At 65.5% G+C, this 16,575-nt stretch carries 15 protein-coding genes and 1 tRNA gene; 9 read left to right on the top strand and 7 right to left on the bottom strand.

What is annotated here, in order from left to right:
• The first annotated feature begins 38 nt into the window (after positions 1-38).
• Positions 39-1,595: a glucose-6-phosphate dehydrogenase gene (gene zwf / locus QZ471_RS01675; protein WP_295460587.1), complete on the top strand. Its 1,557-nt coding sequence runs from the start codon at positions 39-41 to the stop codon at positions 1,593-1,595.
• Positions 1,577-2,395: an HAD family hydrolase gene (locus QZ471_RS01680; RefSeq protein WP_295460589.1), complete on the top strand. Its 819-nt coding sequence runs from the start codon at positions 1,577-1,579 to the stop codon at positions 2,393-2,395. The genes zwf and QZ471_RS01680 overlap by 19 nt, the downstream gene beginning before the upstream one ends.
• A 146-nt stretch (positions 2,396-2,541) precedes the next feature.
• Here QZ471_RS01680 and QZ471_RS01685 read toward each other — a convergent pair whose 3' ends face one another.
• On the bottom strand, positions 2,542-3,444 hold the full coding sequence (locus QZ471_RS01685; RefSeq protein ID WP_295460590.1) for a LysR family transcriptional regulator: 903 nt from the start codon (positions 3,442-3,444) through the stop codon (positions 2,542-2,544).
• Positions 3,445-3,590: 146 nt separating this feature from the next.
• Between QZ471_RS01685 and QZ471_RS01690 the strand changes: the two genes are divergently transcribed.
• Positions 3,591-4,319 (top strand): SDR family oxidoreductase, encoded by a 729-nt coding sequence (locus QZ471_RS01690; RefSeq protein ID WP_295460591.1) that lies wholly within the window; start codon positions 3,591-3,593, stop codon positions 4,317-4,319.
• On the opposite strand, the gene QZ471_RS01695 is transcribed toward QZ471_RS01690, so the two are convergent.
• Positions 4,316-5,230 (bottom strand): LysR family transcriptional regulator, encoded by a 915-nt coding sequence (locus QZ471_RS01695; RefSeq protein WP_295460592.1) that lies wholly within the window; start codon positions 5,228-5,230, stop codon positions 4,316-4,318. The genes QZ471_RS01690 and QZ471_RS01695 overlap by 4 nt on opposite strands.
• Before the next feature lie 101 nt (positions 5,231-5,331).
• On the opposite strand from QZ471_RS01695, the gene QZ471_RS01700 reads away from it, so the two are divergent.
• The 4 genes from QZ471_RS01700 to QZ471_RS01715 all read left to right on the top strand — a co-directional run bounded on the left by QZ471_RS01700 (position 5,332) and on the right by QZ471_RS01715 (position 10,173).
• Positions 5,332-6,678 (top strand): aspartate aminotransferase family protein, encoded by a 1,347-nt coding sequence (locus tag QZ471_RS01700; RefSeq protein ID WP_295460593.1) that lies wholly within the window; start codon positions 5,332-5,334, stop codon positions 6,676-6,678.
• A gap of 55 nt (positions 6,679-6,733) precedes the next feature.
• Positions 6,734-8,227 (top strand): CoA-acylating methylmalonate-semialdehyde dehydrogenase, encoded by a 1,494-nt coding sequence (locus tag QZ471_RS01705; RefSeq protein WP_295460594.1) that lies wholly within the window; start codon positions 6,734-6,736, stop codon positions 8,225-8,227.
• 90 nt (positions 8,228-8,317) lie between these two features.
• Entirely contained in the window at positions 8,318-9,052 is a 735-nt protein-coding gene (locus tag QZ471_RS01710; protein WP_295460595.1) for a hypothetical protein, read from the top strand.
• A 62-nt stretch (positions 9,053-9,114) separates the two neighbouring features.
• The gene (locus tag QZ471_RS01715) at positions 9,115-10,173 is read left to right on the top strand and encodes a Gfo/Idh/MocA family oxidoreductase (protein ID WP_295460597.1); all 1,059 of its coding nucleotides are present in this window, start codon (positions 9,115-9,117) and stop codon (positions 10,171-10,173) included.
• 6 nt (positions 10,174-10,179) lie between these two features.
• Here the strand turns inward: QZ471_RS01715 and QZ471_RS01720 are convergent, their stop codons facing one another.
• The 3 genes from QZ471_RS01720 to QZ471_RS01730 all read right to left on the bottom strand — a co-directional run bounded on the left by QZ471_RS01720 (position 10,180) and on the right by QZ471_RS01730 (position 12,189).
• Positions 10,180-10,722 (bottom strand): invasion associated locus B family protein, encoded by a 543-nt coding sequence (locus tag QZ471_RS01720; protein ID WP_059226830.1) that lies wholly within the window; start codon positions 10,720-10,722, stop codon positions 10,180-10,182.
• A gap of 74 nt (positions 10,723-10,796) precedes the next feature.
• Positions 10,797-11,135, bottom strand: coding sequence for a zinc ribbon domain-containing protein YjdM (locus QZ471_RS01725; protein ID WP_295460598.1), 339 nt, complete (start codon positions 11,133-11,135; stop codon positions 10,797-10,799).
• A gap of 76 nt (positions 11,136-11,211) precedes the next feature.
• A complete protein-coding gene (locus QZ471_RS01730) occupies positions 11,212-12,189 on the bottom strand; it encodes a DUF4118 domain-containing protein (RefSeq protein WP_295460599.1) in 978 nt (325 codons plus the stop codon).
• A gap of 297 nt (positions 12,190-12,486) precedes the next feature.
• Between QZ471_RS01730 and QZ471_RS01735 the strand changes: the two genes are divergently transcribed.
• The gene (locus QZ471_RS01735) at positions 12,487-12,861 is read left to right on the top strand and encodes a response regulator (protein WP_295460600.1); all 375 of its coding nucleotides are present in this window, start codon (positions 12,487-12,489) and stop codon (positions 12,859-12,861) included.
• Positions 12,862-12,950: 89 nt separating this feature from the next.
• Here QZ471_RS01735 and QZ471_RS01740 read toward each other — a convergent pair.
• Together QZ471_RS01740 and QZ471_RS01745 are read right to left on the bottom strand one after the other, a co-directional pair.
• Positions 12,951-13,026 (bottom strand) — tRNA-Asn (locus tag QZ471_RS01740).
• A gap of 83 nt (positions 13,027-13,109) precedes the next feature.
• The gene (locus QZ471_RS01745; protein ID WP_295460601.1) at positions 13,110-14,312 is read right to left on the bottom strand and encodes an amino acid aminotransferase; all 1,203 of its coding nucleotides are present in this window, start codon (positions 14,310-14,312) and stop codon (positions 13,110-13,112) included.
• A gap of 247 nt (positions 14,313-14,559) precedes the next feature.
• Here QZ471_RS01745 and uvrB point away from each other — a divergent pair, with 247 nt between their 5' ends.
• Positions 14,560-16,569 (top strand): excinuclease ABC subunit UvrB, encoded by a 2,010-nt coding sequence (gene uvrB / locus QZ471_RS01750; RefSeq protein WP_295460603.1) that lies wholly within the window; start codon positions 14,560-14,562, stop codon positions 16,567-16,569.
• Positions 16,570-16,575 lie beyond the last annotated feature (6 nt).

Raw genomic sequence — 16,575 nt, forward strand, 5'->3', positions numbered from 1 at the left:
GGGACGGCACCAGCCGCCCTCGTGGCTAAGGCCCTGTCATGACCGAGTCTCCTGCCGTCACCCCCAGTACCGCTCCCCAAGAGCGACGTTCCTGCACCAAAGCCCCCACCGCACCGCCGGCCACGCTCTTCCTGTTCGGGGCCAATGGCGATCTGGTGAAGCGGCTGCTGATCCCCTCGCTGTACAACCTCCTGCGTGACGGTCTGCTCGACGACCGCACCCAGATCATCGGCGTCGATCACAACCCCAACACCGACGAAGGCTTCGCCGATCGGCTGGAGGCCTTCATCCGCGACCAGGCCGAAGCCAAGGGCAAGTCCCGCGACGAGGCCCTGGATGCCGATCTCTGGGGCCAGCTGCGCGGGCGCATCCGCTATCTGCAGGGCGACTTCCTCGAAGACGCCACCTACCAGGCGGTGGGCGAGCGCATCGCCCAGGCCGAGACCGACAACGCCGTCTTCTACCTGGCCACCGCCGCGCGCTTCTTTGGCGACGTCGCCGAGCACCTGGGCAAGGCCGGGCTGCTGGAAGAGCGTGAAGACGCCTACCGCCGGCTGGTGGTGGAAAAGCCCTTCGGCGCCGACCTGGCCAGCGCCCAGGCACTCAACCAGCGCCTGCTGGCCAATATGGAGGAGAAGCAGATCTATCGGATCGACCACTACCTGGGCAAGGAGACGGTACAGAACATCCTGGTCAGCCGGTTCTCCAACGCCCTGTTCGAGTCGTTCTGGAACAACCACTACATCGACCACGTACAGATCACCGCGGCCGAAACCGTGGGCGTGGAGTCGCGCGGCGATTTCTACGAGAAGACCGGCACCCTGAGGGACATGGTGCCCAACCACCTGTTTCAGCTGCTAGCCATGGTCGCCATGGAGCCACCGGCCTCCTTCAATGCCACCTCGGTGCGCGACGAAAAGGCCAAGGTGGTCGGTGCCATCCGCCCCCAGACCACCGAAGAAGCCCTGGCCAACTCGGTACGCGGCCAATATGCCGCCGGGACGATGAACGACAAGCCCGTCAAAGGCTATCGCGAGGAAGAACGGGTCGATCCCGAGAGCCAGACCGAGACCTATGTGGCGCTCAAGCTGTTCGTCGACAACTGGCGCTGGGCCGGCGTGCCCTTCTACCTGCGCACCGGCAAGCGCCTGACCGCTCGGGACACCGAGATCGCCATCTGCTTCAAGCACGCGCCCTATGCCCAGTTCCGCGATACCAAGATCGACCGGATGCGACCCAACTATCTGATCATCCAGATCCAGCCCGACGAAGGCATGTGGTTCGATTTCCACGCCAAGCGTCCGGGGCCTTTGGTCGAACTGGAGAACATCCGCATGGGCTTCGCCTATAGCGACTTCTTCGAGATGCAGCCCTCCACCGGCTACGAAACGCTGATCTACGACTCCCTGATCGGTGACCAGACCCTGTTCCAGCGCGCCGACAACATCGAGAACGGCTGGCGCGCCGTGCAACCCTTCCTCGACGCCTGGAAACAGGGTGGCGAGGTGGAAAACTATGCTGCGGGCAGTGCCGGTCCCACCGGTGCCGATGAACTGTTGAAGAAGGACGGCCGCTCATGGCATCCGCTGACCTGATCCCCATCGACCTGCTGGTGTCGGATATCGACGGCACCCTGGTGCGTGACGACAAGAGCCTGAGCGAGGCGGTGATCGCGGCCGTCCAGCGGCTACAGACCGCCGGCAAAGCCATCACCCTGGTAAGCAGTCGTCCGCCGCGGGCACTGCTGCCGTTGGTGCAGCGACTCGGCATCCGCCAGCCGGTCGCCGGCTTCAACGGTGGCAACCTGGTGGAGGCGGATGGGAAGCTGATCCGCGCCCATCGCCTGGCCGAGCAGGTGACGCGCCAGGTACTGGAGCGCTTGGAACAGGAGGCCTTCGAGGTCTGGGTGTTCGCCGACGACCTCTGGCTGACGCGCGATCCCGAGGGTCCCTATGTGCCTCGGGAAACCCGCGCCCTGGGCTATGGGCCGACGGTGGTCGACTCCTTCGAGCCCTATCTGGACCGGGTCGACAAGATCGTCGCGGCCGGCAGCGATCACGCCGGCCTCGAAGCCCTGGAAGGCGAGCTGGCCGAGCGACTGGGGGAGGGCGCCACGGTGTTGCGCTCCCAGCTCTACTACCTCGACATCACCCACCCCAAGGCCAACAAGGGTGACGCCCTGATCGAACTGGCCCAGGCCGCGGGCGTCCCTGTGGCGCGCACGGCGGCCATCGGTGACGGCAGCAACGACGTCCCCATGTTCCGCCAGGCCGGCCTGGCCATCGCTATGGGCCAGGCTGGGGCAGCGGTGCGGGAGGCGGCCGACCGGGTGACTGCCAGCAACCAGGAGGACGGCGTGGCCGTGGCCATCGATAGGTGGATTCTGGGGAGCTGAGGTGCCCGCCTTCCGGGCTTCGCTGCGCTCAACCTAACCTACGCGATTCGGTAGGTCGGGTTGAAGCAGCTCCATCTCCGAAGCTCGACCGTACGCCCCCTCTCCCTCCGGGAGAGGGCCGGGGTGAGGGCAACCCAACCTCGTATCTACCCCTCGATCTCCTCCCGATACCCCCGTACCAGCTCCACCAACGCCCGCAGCTTGGGCGCCAGGTTGTGCCGGCTCGGATAATAGAGATAGAACCCCGGGAAGGGCGGTAGATAGTCCTCCAGCACCTGCTCCAGCTCACCGCGTTCCAGGTAGGGCCGGAAGGTGTCCTCCATGCCGAAGGTGATGCCGCCGCCAGCCAGGGCCGTGCGGATCATCAGCAACATGTCGTTGGTGGTGATCCGCGGTGATACCGCCACGTCGAAGGCCCGGCCTGCCTCGCTGAATTCCCAGCGCCAGGGTGCTACCTCCGGTGCCGGGCGCCAACCGATGCAGCGGTGCTCGGCCAGCTCGCGCGGGTGGGTCGGGCGGCCATGACGGGTGAAATAGGCCGGGGTCGCCACCGCCACCTCGCGCTGCGGACCGGTCACCGGGATGGCCACCATGTCCTGCTCGATCACCTCGCCGAGCCGTACCCCGGCATCGAAGCCGCGCTCGACGATATCGAATTCCTCGTCGGTGACGGTGATGTCCAGGGTCACCTCGGGATAGGCCTCGACGAAGCGCGCCAGCAGCGGGCCATCGAGAAAGCGTTCGGCGATGGAGGTGACCGCGACCCGCAAGAGACCTCGGGGCGGTCCGGCGGAACTGGCGTCTTCCAGCGCCCCGAGCAGACCGCCCAGGGGCCCGGCGACCTGGCGGTGCAGGCGCTCGCCGGCCTCGGTAAGGCGCACACTGCGCGTGGTGCGTTGGACCAGCGAAGTGCCCAGCTCGTCTTCCAGGCGGCGCATGGCCTGGCTCACCGCGGAGCGGCTGACGCCCAGGCGATCGGCCGCCACGCGAAAGTTTGCCGCCGTGGCGACCACCACGAAGACCTTGAGCAGATTCAGATCCGTCGCCATTGATAAGTCCGGCTAACCACGTTGGTCAGTAATAGGGGAGTTATCACGACAATGAGCGCTCGCTAAGGTGGTGGCAAGCCTGGAAGGGCACGCAGCCGACCAGCAGACGGTCCAGGCAATCCACCCCATTTCGAGAGGAACACTCCATGGCTATCGACAAAGTCGTACTCATCACCGGCGCCTCCAGCGGTATAGGCGCGGGTATCGCCCGCGAACTGGGCGCGGCCGGTTGCAAGCTGCTGCTTGGCGCGCGCCGCCGCGAACGACTAGAGGCCCTGGCGGCCGAGATCAACGCCGCGGGTGGCGAGGCCGCCTGCCGCCGGCTGGACGTCACCGACACCGCCGACGTAGCCGCCTTCGCCGCAGCGGCGCGCGAACGCTGGGGGCGGGTGGACGTCATCGTCAACAATGCCGGCATCATGCCGCTGTCGCCCCTGGCCTCGCTCAAGACCGAGGAGTGGATGCAGATGGTCGACGTCAACATCAAGGGCGTGCTCAACGGTATCGCCGCGGTGCTGCCGGAATTCACCGCGCGCGGCGCCGGCCACGTCATCAACCTGGGCTCCATTGGCGCCCTGTCGGTGGTGCCCACGGCGGCGGTCTATTGCGCTACCAAGCATGCGGTGCGGGCGATCTCGGAAGGGCTGCGCCAGGAGCGGAACGACCTAAGGGTCACCTGTATCCATCCGGGCGTGGTGGAAAGCGAATTGGCCGGTACCATCACCGATCCCGCGGCGCGGGCGATGATGGACAGCTACCGCGCCATCGCCCTGCAGCCCGACGCCATCGCCCGGGCGGTGCGCTATGCCATCGAGCAGCCGGACGACGTGGACGTCAACGAGATCGTCATCCGCCCGACCCGCAGCGCCAACTAGACGGTTTCGGCCAGGGCTTCGAGAAAGCGTTCCAGCACCAGGTTCGGTCGCCGGCCCTTGCGGGTGACGGCGGCCAGCGTGGTGTCGAAATGGAAGCGTTCGGGATTCAGGGCGCGCAACTGGCCCTGCACCACCCAGGGTTGGGCGACGTGGTCGGGCAGATAGCCGATATAGCAGCCGGTGAGGATGAGAAAGGCCACACCCTCGCGATCCGACGCCCGCGCCGTGCAGTTCAGCGCGGCATGGCGCTCATGGCCATCCTGGTTGAGCAGATGGTTGGGGCCGACGGCGTCCTGAGCGGCCAGGAGGCTTTCGTCCAGCTCGGCATCGGCCCTCTCGAACAGCGGATGGGTGCGGCTGCAATAGAGCAGGGCGCGCTCTTCGTAGAGCGGCAGGTACTCGAGGCCGGCCAGGGCGTTGATCAGCGGCAGCACGCCCAGGTGCAGATGGCCGTCCAGCACGCCGGTCTCGATCTCGCCGGGCAGGGTCATGCCGATGTTCACCACCACCCCGGGCGCGGCGCGCTTGAGCGCGGCCAGGGCATGGGTGATGCGCATGCGCGGCTGGGTCACCAGGTTGTTGATGATGCCCAGGTTCAGCTCGCCGCGCAGGTGCTGGTGCAGCTGGTTGACCTCGCTGCGAAAGCCTTCTAGGGCGGCGAATAGCGACTGACTGGCCTTGAGCACCTCACGACCTTCGTCGGTCAGGGAAAAGCCGGCGCGGCCACGCTGGCAGAGGCGCATGCCCAGGCGCTTTTCCAAATCGTTCATGTGCAGGCTGATGGCCGAGCGGGTGATACCCAGCCGACCCTCGGCGGCGCTGAAGCTGCCGCACTCCACCACGGTCTTGAATAGCCGCAGCAGGCGGATCTCGAAATCGCCGACCTGGGCGAGGGCAGGGTGACGAGCCATTGCGTGAGTCTTTCCATACCTGAGCGCAAGAAGATCGTACTTTAACTCATCCGAGTCCGGTCGCATCCTGCGAGTCTCGTCGACTCCTCGGATGGACCGCCATGAACCAGCCTTTGACCGTATTCCCGCCCACCGCGCAGCAGCTCAATCTGCGCGCTCACTGGATGCCCTTCACCGCCAATCGCGCCTTCCAGAAGGACCCGCGCATCGTGGTGGCCGCCGAGGGCAGCTGGCTGACGGACGATCAGGGTCGGCGCATCTATGACAGCCTCTCCGGGCTCTGGACCTGCGGTGCCGGCCATTCGCGCAAGGAGATCCAGGAGGCGGTGGCGCGCCAGTTGGGCACCCTCGACTATTCGCCGGGCTTCCAGTACGGCCATCCGCTGTCCTTCCAACTGGCCGAGAAGATGGCCGAGCTGACCCCGGCTGGTCTCGACCATGTGTTCTTCACCGGTTCGGGTTCCGAGAGCGCTGATACCTCGGTCAAGCTGGCCCGCGCCTACTGGCGCATCAAGGGCCAGCCGGCCAAGACCAAGCTGATCGGCCGGGCCCGCGGTTACCACGGCGTCAACATCGCCGGCACCAGCCTGGGCGGCATCGGCGGCAACCGGAAGCTGTACGGCTCCTTCATGGACGTCGACCACCTGCCGCACACCCTGCAGCCCGGCCTGGCCTTCACCAAGGGCATGGCCGAGACCGGTGGCGTCGAGCTCGCCAACGAGCTGCTCAAGCTGATCGAGCTGCACGATGCCTCCAACATCGCCGCGGTCATCGTCGAGCCCATGTCCGGTTCGGCCGGGGTGATAGTGCCGCCGGTGGGCTATCTGCAGCGCCTGCGCGAGATCTGCACCCAGCACGACATCCTGCTGATCTTCGACGAGGTCATAACCGCCTTCGGTCGCATGGGCCGCCACACCGGCGCCGAATTCTTCGGCGTGACGCCGGACATCATGAACGTGGCCAAGCAGGTCACCAACGGCGCCGTGCCCCTCGGCGCGGTGATCGCCAGCAGCGCCATCTACGACACCTTCATGAACCAGGCCACGCCCGAGCATATGGTGGAGTTCCCCCACGGCTACACCTACTCGGCCCACCCGGTCGCCTGCGCCGCGGGCCTGGCGGCGCTGGAACTGCTGGAGCGGGAAAACCTGGTGCAACAGGCGGCCGAGTTGGCGCCGAAGTTCGAAGCCTCGCTGCATGGCCTCAAGGGCGCCAAGCACGTGGTGGACATCCGCAACTGCGGCCTGGCCGGCGCTATACAGCTCGCCCCGCGCGACGGCGATGCGGTGATCCGTCCCTTCGAGGCCGGCATCGCCCTGTGGAAGGCCGGTTTCTATGTCCGCTTCGGCGGCGACACCCTGCAATTCGGGCCCACCTTCAACGCCAAGATCGAGGATCTGGACCGCGTCTTCGCTGCCGTCGGCGACGTCCTCAATCGCCTCGACTGATCCCCTTTCGGCGCTTCCTGGCGGAGCGCCCGTCTCTCGTACAAGGAGTCCCTTCATGAGCCTCAAGCATCTCATCGGCGGCCAACTGGTCGACGGTGGCAGCCGCCGCGCGCCGGTCTACAACCCCTCCACCGGCGCGGTGATCCGCGAAGTGCCCCTGGCCGATGCCGCCACCCTGCAGCAGGCCCTCGACGCCGCCCAGGCCGCCTTTCCGGCCTGGCGCAACACCCCACCGGCCAAGCGCGCCCAGGTGCTGTTCCGCTTCAAGCAACTGCTGGAAAGCAATGAAGAGCGCCTGGTGCAACTGATCAGCGAAGAGCACGGCAAGACCCTGGAAGACGCCGCCGGCGAACTGCGCCGTGGCATCGAAAACGTCGAATACGCCACCGCCGCGCCCGAGCTGCTCAAGGGCGAATACAACCGCAATGCCGGCCCGAGCATCGACACCTGGTCCGACTTCCAGCCCCTGGGCGTGGTCGCCGGCATCACTCCCTTCAACTTCCCGGCCATGGTGCCGCTGTGGATGTACCCGCTGGCCATCGCCTGCGGCAATACCTTCATCTTGAAGCCCAGCGAGCGCGATCCCAGCTCCACCCTGGCCATCGCCCAGCTGTTCGAGGAAGCCGGCTTGCCCAAGGGCGTGCTCAACGTGGTGCATGGCGACAAGGAAGCCGTGGACGGCCTGCTCGACGCCCCCGAGGTCAAGGCGCTGAGCTTCGTCGGCTCCACCCCCATCGCCGAATACATCTATGCCCGCGGCACCGCCAAGGGCAAGCGCGTCCAGGCCCTGGGCGGCGCCAAGAACCATGCGGTGGTCATGCCGGATGCCGACCTCGGCAACACCGTCAACGCGCTGATGGGCGCCGCCTACGGTTCCTGCGGCGAGCGCTGCATGGCCATCTCGGTGGCGGTCTGCGTCGGTGATCAGGTCGCCGATGCCCTGATCGCCCGACTGGTGCCGGAGATCGAAAAACTGAAAGTTGGTCCTGGCACCCAGTGCGGCCTGGACATGGGCCCGCTGGTCACCGGCGCACACCTGGACAAGGTCACCGGTTACGTCGCCGATGGCGTCGCTGCCGGTGCCAAACTGGTGGTGGACGGTCGCAACCTCAAGGTGGCCGATCACGCAGAAGGCTTCTTCCTCGGTGGCTGCCTGTTCGACCAGGTCACCCCGGATATGCGCATCTATAAGGAAGAGATCTTCGGCCCGGTGCTCTGCGTGGTGCGGGTCAAGATTCTGGAGGAGGGCATCGCGCTGATCAACGCTCACGAATACGGCAACGGCACCTGCATCTTCACCCGCGACGGCGAAGCGGCACGGCTGTTCGCCGACCAGATCGAAGTGGGCATGGTCGGCATCAACGTACCCCTGCCAGTACCGGTGGCCTACCACAGCTTCGGCGGCTGGAAACGCTCGCTGTTCGGCGACCTCCACGCCTACGGCCCGGACGGCGTGCGCTTCTACACCCGCCGCAAGACCATCACCCAGCGCTGGCCGCAGCGCGAAGCTCAAGAAGCCTCGCAGTTTGCCTTCCCCAGCAACGGCTGATCGTCGAAAAGCCCATTCCTTGGCCTGCCGCACAGCAGGCCGGCCAAGGAAGGCCTTACGCTTCGGCTGCCCTCAGTTGCCGAAGCCCTCATGCCTGCCTCTACCTTCACAGCCGTCGCCCGTATTGGGTGTGTGATTGGCCTCCTCGCGAGCCTGACTGGTTGCTCCAGCCAGACTGCCCAGGACATCGCCCAGCAATTCGGCAAGACCAAGCCCAGCGAATTCCTGCAGACCAGCTCCGACCGCCTGGCCACCCTCGCCATGCAGGCCAATTTGCAGAGCCTCTATCTGCTGATGAACAAACTCTACCTGCGCAATCCGGCCGAGTGGAAGAAGACCGGCCTGTCGGATGCCGCCAGTGCCGAACGTGAAATCCGCACGGCCATCCAACAGCGCCGCAGCCTACCGGCCCTGGGCGGCCGCAAGGACGTGGCGGCCCTGAGCTTCGTGCTCGGCGACGACTATCACGGTGATCGGGTCGGCGCCTTCATCTACGCCATCGGCAGCATGATCATCGCCGCCCACGGCAATCGCACCGAGTTCTACATCACCGACGTAGTCGATGCGCGTTTCGTCAACAATGCGGCGCGCAACATCGAAAAGGCCACCTGGCTGCTCAACCAGCGCAAGAACGCCGCCGGCGAGCCGCTGCTGTTCGCCAACGAGATCTCGGAGGAGGGCAGCAACCTCAGCTTCGCCACCGAATTCGGCAAGATCGTCGCCCGCCTGGACCTGCTTGCCCAATTGCTGGACGAGCGCTACCGGCGCATCGGCGTCAACTACGCCCAGAGCCTGCTGTTCATCAATTTCCTGCCGGTGCAGTAGCGCCTTCGCGGGAGGCGCCTTAGAGTCGAGGAACCTCGATAACCACAACAAGGGGTTCTTCCATGGTCGCTGCCTTGCGCATCGCCCTCATCGGTGCCGGCAACATGGGGCGCCAGCACCTGCACCATCTGCAGCACCTTTCCAGCGCCCAGCTGTGCGCCCTGGCCGATCCCGATCCGTCAACGGCCGAATTGGCCGCGCAATGGGCTGTGCCGCATTTCAGCGATCATCGCCAACTGCTCCAAAGCGTGCGCCCCGACGCGGTGATCGTCGCCAATCCCAATGCCCTGCACGTCGCGACCGCGCTCGATTGCCTGGCCCTCGGCATCCCGGTGCTGCTGGAAAAGCCCATGGGGACCACGCCGGCAGAGGTGGCTCAGCTGCTGCAAGCCCAGCGTAACCTGCAGGTACCCTTGCTGGTAGGTCACCATCGTCGCCACAATCCGCTGATCGCGCGGGTCCGCGAGCTGCTGCGCCAGGGCGCCATCGGCCGCCTGGTCACCGTCACCGCGCTGTGGCAACTGCAGAAGCCGGAGAGCTACTTCGAGAGTGCCTGGCGCCGGGAAGCCGGGGCGGGGATGCTGCTCACCAACCTGATCCATGACCTCGACCTGCTCCGCCATCTCTGCGGCGAGGTGCGAAAGGTCCAGGCCTTCACCGACAATACCCTGCGTGGCTACGCTAATGCCGACAGCGCGGCGATCAATCTGCAATTCGAGAGTGGCGCCCTGGGCAGCCTGACCGCCAGCGACGGCGTGGCGGCGCCCTGGAGCTGGGAGCTCACCAGCGGCGAGAATCCGGTCTATCCGCACCAGCCCGACCAGCCGTGCTACCTGTTCGCCGGTACCGAGGGTGCCCTGAGCGTGCCGCAGCTCCGCCTCTGGCGCTATGCCAAACGCGGCGCTGGCTGGCATCAGCCCCTCGACGCCCAGGTCCAGGCGCCGGCCAGGGACGAGGCCCTGCGGCTGCAACTGGAGCATTTCGTATGCGTCGCACGGGGAGAGCAGGGCCCCTTGGTCAGTGCCGAGGATGCGGCCCGTACCCTGGCGCTGGTCGCCGCCGTCGAGCGTGCCGCGGAAAGCGGCACGGCGCAGCGGCCGGAAGCCCACTTGCCCGGCTAGCGGCCCCTACAGCGGCTTGGTCAGTTCCTTGGCTCTGTCGTAGGCCTTGGAAAAACCCTTGAGCGACAGGCTCTCGCTGGCGGTCTCGCCGTTGGCCACCGGAGTGGTCACGGTCAGGCGGCTGCCGCGCTGCATCTGCTTGAAGGCGTCACCGACGAACTCCACCGGCACCACGCAGCCTTGAGGAATGCAGGTGTGGAAAGGACGACTCTCCAGGCTGCGCTTGTCGACTTGCAGCGAGATCGGCTTGGTCACCGCCACGCCGAAGGGCAGCACCAGGATACCGTCCACGCCTTCGCGATTGGGCCGCAGCTCGGTGACCAGCATCCGCTGGCCCTTGGCGCTGTCCTTCTGCTGGGTGATGGAGCACAGCTGCGCCGAGCGCTCTCCGTTACGGGCGATGCGGCAGATCACCTGCCAGTCGCCGTACTTTTCCGTGACCGAGGGCTGCGGCTCCTGCTGCGCGGGCGGCGCCGACTGGGCGAAGGCCTGGCCGGCGAGCAGCAGGGGCGCGAGGAACAGGGCCGGGCGGAGGAACCGATGAGACATGGAAAGTCCTTGGCAGGAGGGAAAGACGCCAAGGGTAGGCCATCGCTCCGCGAGGGAACACCCCGCCACGACGATCAGACCTTCTTGACGAACTCGGATTTGAGCTTCATCGCACCTATGCCATCGATCTTGCAATCGATGTCGTGGTCGCCGTCGACCAGGCGGATGTTCTTCACCTTGGTACCTACCTTGACCACCAGGGACGAGCCCTTGACCTTGAGGTCCTTGATCACGCTGACCGTGTCGCCATCCTGCAGGGTGTTGCCGACGGCATCGCGGATCACCTTCGCCTCGTCGGCGGCGCTCGCTTCACCCGGCGTCCATTCATGGGCGCATTCCGGACAGATCAGCTGGCTGCCGTCCGCATAGGTGTATTCGGAAGCGCATTGGGGGCAGGGGGGAAGAGCGGTCATGGCGAGGCACCTGGGTGGAAAAGCCGCGCATTGTATAGGGTTTTAGCTCGTTCGGGTGAGCCTTGCCAGCACTGCCCTAGGCGGCGAATTCCACCTCGATCACCGTGCCATTGTCGTTGCTGTAGAGCGCCTCGCCGCCGAGCTGCTCGGCCAGGCCATTGATGATCCTGAACCCCAGGCGCTGACTGGTTCGCGGATTGAAATGCCGCGGCATGCCCTTGCCGTTGTCGGCGATGCGCAGCAACAGCCGCTGGGCGTCGAGACGCTGCAGGCTGATGCTGATCAAGCCGCGCTGCTCGCCCTCGAAGGCGTGCTTGAGCGAATTGGTCACCACCTCGGCGACCAGCATCGACAGGGTCGTCAGGCGCGACAGATCGAAGTTCAGCGGTTCGGCGCTGATGGTGCAGGACACCTGGCTGAGCCCCGTGGCCTCCAGCAGGTCGCTGGTCAGCAGATGCAGGTGATGGGCCACCGGCTGGTCGGCGTCGGCTGGATCGTGCAGGCGCCGATGGATGCGCGAGATGCTTTCCAGCCGAGAGCGGGCCTCTTCCAGCGCTCGGGAGGCCTCGCTGTCATCGGGCAGCTTGAGTTGCTGCAGCATCAATAGCGATGCGATGAACTGGATGTTGTTGGCGACCCGGTGCTGCAGCTCCTGGAACATGGTGTTCTGCTGGCTGTAGAGACCGTGGATCACCTGCTGTTCGGCACGCAGCCGGGCGCTCGCCGTGTGCATGTAGTGGATCAGGGCGATGTCCACGCTGACGATGACCACGTAGAAGGCCAGCGCCAGCGCCCCCTGACCATTGATCGTGAAGGACCATTGGAGCGGGATGAAGAAGTACCAGGCGGCCAGCCCGGACAGCAGGGCGCAAAGAATGCCGGGGCCGGTACCGCAGAAGAAGGCGGTGAGAATGACGGCGGGAAAGAAGGTCAGATAGGGAAAGCCTTGCGCCAGGATATCCACCAGGGCGAACCGCGCCGCCAGTGCCAGCGCGAACGCCAGGATGGCCAGTCCGTAGGCGAGCTTCTGCCGGGCTCTGATCGCACTGCTCAAATCGCTGATCCAGGCACGGCTAGGCGACGGCTTCAAGGCTCTAACCTGCAAGATGGAAGGCCGCCGGAGTCTAACGCAAAGCCGTTCCGCTGGCGCTGGTCGGAGAGCCAATGGCATCTTTATCGGAGCCGACGGCGACGAACTGTACAACTATTGGACTCAATTGGCTGAGCGCCACCAACGACCGCTCTGATTCGGGCATTTCTTGTACAAAGGGTACGCTTCGTCGTACAGGGTGGGAGGGCGCGGCGGCGGTACGGTCGAACCTCTTGCCTTCACCGAGACAGGACCTGCCCCATGAATCGCCCGCGTGTGCTGGTCGCCGAAGACGAGCCTGTTCTGCTGGGGCTGCTGCAGGAGTTGTTCGAGGATTGGGGCTGCGAGGTGTACGCCTTCCAAAGCGCCGATGCAGCCTGCAGCTTCATGCGCGACGCCCGCCCGCAACTGGACCTGCTCTTCACCGACGTCAGGATGCCCGGCGTGCTCAGTGGCATCGACTTGGCACTGCAGGCGCGCCGTTGGCAGGCGGACCTGCCCATTGTCATCACCTCTGGCTATTACGACGAGCAACCAGCCTGCGCCGTTCAGGCCGTGTTCCTGCCCAAACCTTGGGATCTGCAGACGCTGCTAGAGCGTTGTCCTGTGCCGGTCGGACAGCGACGCTACGCCTGAGTGCGGGCCACACTGCGGACAAGGAAACCTTCGGCGACCCAAAGCAAAAAGCCCGTAGCGGGTAACCCGCTACGGGCTTTTTCAGATTTTGGCTCCGCGACCTGGACTCGAACCAGGGACCCAATGATTAACAGTCATTTGCTCTACCGACTGAGCTATCGCGGAACAACGGAGCGCATCTTACTGATAACTAACAGGAAGTCAAGCCTCGACGGCACCGGAAAAAGGCACCGCCGAGGAGGGCGCCATCAGCCCTTGAGGACCGCAGCGATGGCCTGAATGGTCGGCTGCAGATTGTGGCCGTTCAGGGCCGCCACGCAGATACGGCCGGTACTCACGGCGTAGATGCCGAAATCGGTCTTCAGCCGCTCCACCTGCTCGGCGGTGAGGCCGGAGTAGGAGAACATGCCACGCTGGGCGTTGACGAAGGCGAAGTCGCGGGTGGCGCCAGCAGCGGCCAGGCCTTCCACCAGGGCGTTGCGCATGGTGCGGATGCGCTGGCGCATCTCGCCCAGTTCGGCTTCCCAGAGGGCGCGCAGCTCGGGGTTGCTCAGCACGGTGGCGACGATGGTGGCGCCATGGGTCGGCGGGTTGGAATAGTTGGTGCGGATCACCCGCTTCACCTGCGACAGCACCCGCGCACTTTCCTCGCGGCTCTCGCTGACCAGGGTCAGGGCACCGACCCGCTCGCCATACAGCGAGAAGGATTTGGAGAAGGAGCTGGAGACCAGGAAGGTCAGGCCGGAATCGGCGAACAGGCGCACGGCCTGGGCGTCTTCCTCTATGCCGTCGCCGAAGCCCTGGTAGGCGATGTCGAGGAAAGGCACCAGGTTACGCGCCTTGACCACCTCCAGCACCGCCTGCCAATCGGTTGGCTGCAGGTCCACCCCGGTGGGGTTGTGGCAGCAGGCATGCAGTACCACCACCGAACGCTCCGGCAGCGCCTTGAGGTCGGCCAGGAAGCCTTCGCGATTCAGGCCGTTGCTGGCGGCGTCGTAGTAGCGGTAGGTCTGTACCGGGAAGCCGGCGCCTTCGAACAGGGCGCGGTGGTTTTCCCAGCTCGGATCGCTGATGGCGACCACGGCATCGGGCAGCAGGCGCTTGAGGAAGTCGGCACCGATCTTCAGGGCACCGGTGCCACCGACGGCCTGGACGGTAATAGCGCGACCGTCGCGGACCAGACTCGATTCGGCACCGAACAGCAGGTGCTGCACGGCCTGGTCATAGGCAGCGATACCCTCGATGGGCAGGTAGCCACGCGGCGCCTGGGCGGCCACGCGCTGCTTCTCGGCCTCGGCCACGGCGCGCAACAGCGGGATGCGGCCCTGCTCGTCGTAGTAGACCCCCACGCCCAGATTGACCTTGTGCGGACGGGCATCGGCGTTGTAGGCCTCGTTCAGGCCAAGGATGGGGTCGCGGGGTGCCATTTCGACGGCGGAGAACAAACTCATGGGGCAGGGGCTCGAATGAGGGGTGAAGGGAAGGGCGGAACGCCTGGAGCCAGCAGTATAGCCCCCTGCAACCGCCATCGCGACCCAACCTCAGTCGAGGATTTCCTGACGTGTGGCGGTAGCGGAAGATTGCAAAGAGAGGCTTGCGGCCTCATCTAGGGCGTTCCAGCATTTCCCTCGCTCGCTTTGCCTCGACGCCCCCGTCGCGGCGATGACGTTCCTGCATTCCTGTGCTACTGAGGCAGCCATGTCCGCATTCCAGCTCTCCACCCGCTATACCCCGGCCGGCGACCAGCCCGAAGCCATTCGCCAGATGGTGGAAGGCCTGGAGGCGGGCCTGTCGCACCAGACCCTGCTCGGCGTGACCGGCTCGGGCAAGACCTTCAGCATCGCCAACGTCATCGCCAAGGTGCAGCGCCCGACCATGGTGCTGGCGCCGAACAAGACCCTGGCCGCCCAACTCTACGGCGAATTCAAGGCCTTCTTCCCGAACAACTCGGTGGAGTACTTCGTTTCCTACTACGACTACTACCAGCCGGAAGCCTATGTGCCCTCGTCGGACACCTTCATCGAGAAGGATTCGTCCATCAACGACCACATCGAGCAGATGCGCCTGTCCGCCACCAAGGCGCTGCTGGAGCGCAAGGACGCCATCATCGTCGCCTCGGTGTCCTCCATCTATGGCCTGGGCAGTCCCGAGGCCTACCTGAAGATGGTGCTGCACCTGGATCGCGGTGATCGCATCGACCAGCGCACCATCCTGCGCCGGCTGGCCGAGCTGCAATACAGCCGCAACGACATGGAATTCGCCCGCGCTACCTTCCGGGTACGCGGCGACGTCATCGACATCTTCCCGGCGGAATCGGATCTGGAAGCCGTGCGCGTCGAATTGTTCGACGATGAGGTGGAAAGCCTGTCGGCCTTCGATCCCCTCACCGGTGAGGTGATCCGCAAGCTGCCGCGCTTCACCTTCTATCCCAAGACCCACTACGCCACGCCGCGCGAGACCCTGCTGGGCGCCATCGAGAACATCAAGCTGGAGCTGGCCGATCGCCTTGAATGGTTGCGCAGCCAGAATCGTCTGCTGGAAGCCCAGCGCCTGGAGCAGCGCACCCGCTTCGACCTGGAGATGATCCTCGAACTGGGCTACTGCAACGGCATCGAGAACTACAGCCGCTACCTGTCCGGGCGTGGTCCGGGCGAGCCGCCGCCGACCCTCTACGACTACCTGCCGAGCAACGCCCTGTTGGTGATCGACGAATCCCACGTCACCGTTCCGCAGATTGGCGCTATGTTCAAGGGCGACCGTTCGCGCAAGGAAACCTTGGTGGAGTACGGCTTCCGCCTGCCCTCGGCGTTGGACAACCGGCCGCTGAAGTTCGAGGAGTGGGAAGCCGGGGCGCCCCAGACCATCTTCGTCTCGGCCACTCCGGGACCCTACGAGGAAGAACACGCCGGGCGCGTCATCGAACAGGTGGTGCGTCCCACCGGCCTGGTCGACCCGATCATCGAGATCCGTCCGGCCACCACCCAGGTGGACGACCTGCTTTCCGAAATCCGCCTGCGCGTGGCCCAGGAGGAGCGGGTACTCTGCACCACCCTGACCAAGCGCATGGCCGAGGACCTCACCGACTACCTGGCCGACCACGACGTGCGGGTGCGCTATTTGCACTCGGACATCGATACCGTGGAGCGGGTGGAGATCATCCGCGACCTGCGCCTGGGCACCTTCGACGTCCTGGTGGGCATCAACCTCTTGCGTGAGGGCCTGGACATGCCCGAGGTGTCCCTGGTGGCGGTGCTCGACGCCGACAAGGAAGGCTTCCTGCGCTCCGAACGCTCGCTGATCCAGACCATCGGCCGGGCGGCGCGTAACCTCAACGGCAAGGCCATCCTCTACGCCGACAGCATCACCGGCTCCATGCAGCGCGCCATCGACGAGACCGAGCGCCGGCGCAACAAGCAGCTGGCCTTTAACGCAGAGCACGGCATCGTGCCCCAGGGCATCAAGAAGGACATCCGCGACATCATGGAAGGCGCCGCGGCACCGGGTGCCAAGGGCAAGCGCCGAGTGGCCAAGGTCGCCGAGGACCAGGGCGAATATGCCGCCGAGCTGCGCTCGCCCAGCGAAATCGGCAAGCGTATCCGTCAGCTCGAGGAGAAGATGCTGCAACTGGCGCGCGACCTGCAGTTCGAGTCCGCCGCCCAGCTGCGTGACGAGATCCAGGCCTTGCGCGAGCGTCTGGTTCAGGTCTAAATCCGC

This window comes from uncultured Pseudomonas sp., assembly GCF_913774235.1.
GTDB lineage: Bacteria > Pseudomonadota > Gammaproteobacteria > Pseudomonadales > Pseudomonadaceae > Chryseomonas.

Coding starts and splice junctions, on each gene's coding strand:
- zwf (WP_295460587.1), top strand. CDS start 39: ATGACCGAGTCTCCTGCCGTCACCCCCAGTACCGCTCCCCAAGAGCGA.
- QZ471_RS01680 (WP_295460589.1), top strand. CDS start 1,577: ATGGCATCCGCTGACCTGATCCCCATCGACCTGCTGGTGTCGGATATC.
- QZ471_RS01685 (WP_295460590.1), bottom strand. CDS start 3,444: ATGGCGACGGATCTGAATCTGCTCAAGGTCTTCGTGGTGGTCGCCACG.
- QZ471_RS01690 (WP_295460591.1), top strand. CDS start 3,591: ATGGCTATCGACAAAGTCGTACTCATCACCGGCGCCTCCAGCGGTATA.
- QZ471_RS01695 (WP_295460592.1), bottom strand. CDS start 5,230: ATGGCTCGTCACCCTGCCCTCGCCCAGGTCGGCGATTTCGAGATCCGC.
- QZ471_RS01700 (WP_295460593.1), top strand. CDS start 5,332: ATGAACCAGCCTTTGACCGTATTCCCGCCCACCGCGCAGCAGCTCAAT.
- QZ471_RS01705 (WP_295460594.1), top strand. CDS start 6,734: ATGAGCCTCAAGCATCTCATCGGCGGCCAACTGGTCGACGGTGGCAGC.
- QZ471_RS01710 (WP_295460595.1), top strand. CDS start 8,318: ATGCCTGCCTCTACCTTCACAGCCGTCGCCCGTATTGGGTGTGTGATT.
- QZ471_RS01715 (WP_295460597.1), top strand. CDS start 9,115: ATGGTCGCTGCCTTGCGCATCGCCCTCATCGGTGCCGGCAACATGGGG.
- QZ471_RS01720 (WP_059226830.1), bottom strand. CDS start 10,722: ATGTCTCATCGGTTCCTCCGCCCGGCCCTGTTCCTCGCGCCCCTGCTG.
- QZ471_RS01725 (WP_295460598.1), bottom strand. CDS start 11,135: ATGACCGCTCTTCCCCCCTGCCCCCAATGCGCTTCCGAATACACCTAT.
- QZ471_RS01735 (WP_295460600.1), top strand. CDS start 12,487: ATGAATCGCCCGCGTGTGCTGGTCGCCGAAGACGAGCCTGTTCTGCTG.
- QZ471_RS01745 (WP_295460601.1), bottom strand. CDS start 14,312: ATGAGTTTGTTCTCCGCCGTCGAAATGGCACCCCGCGACCCCATCCTT.
- uvrB (WP_295460603.1), top strand. CDS start 14,560: ATGTCCGCATTCCAGCTCTCCACCCGCTATACCCCGGCCGGCGACCAG.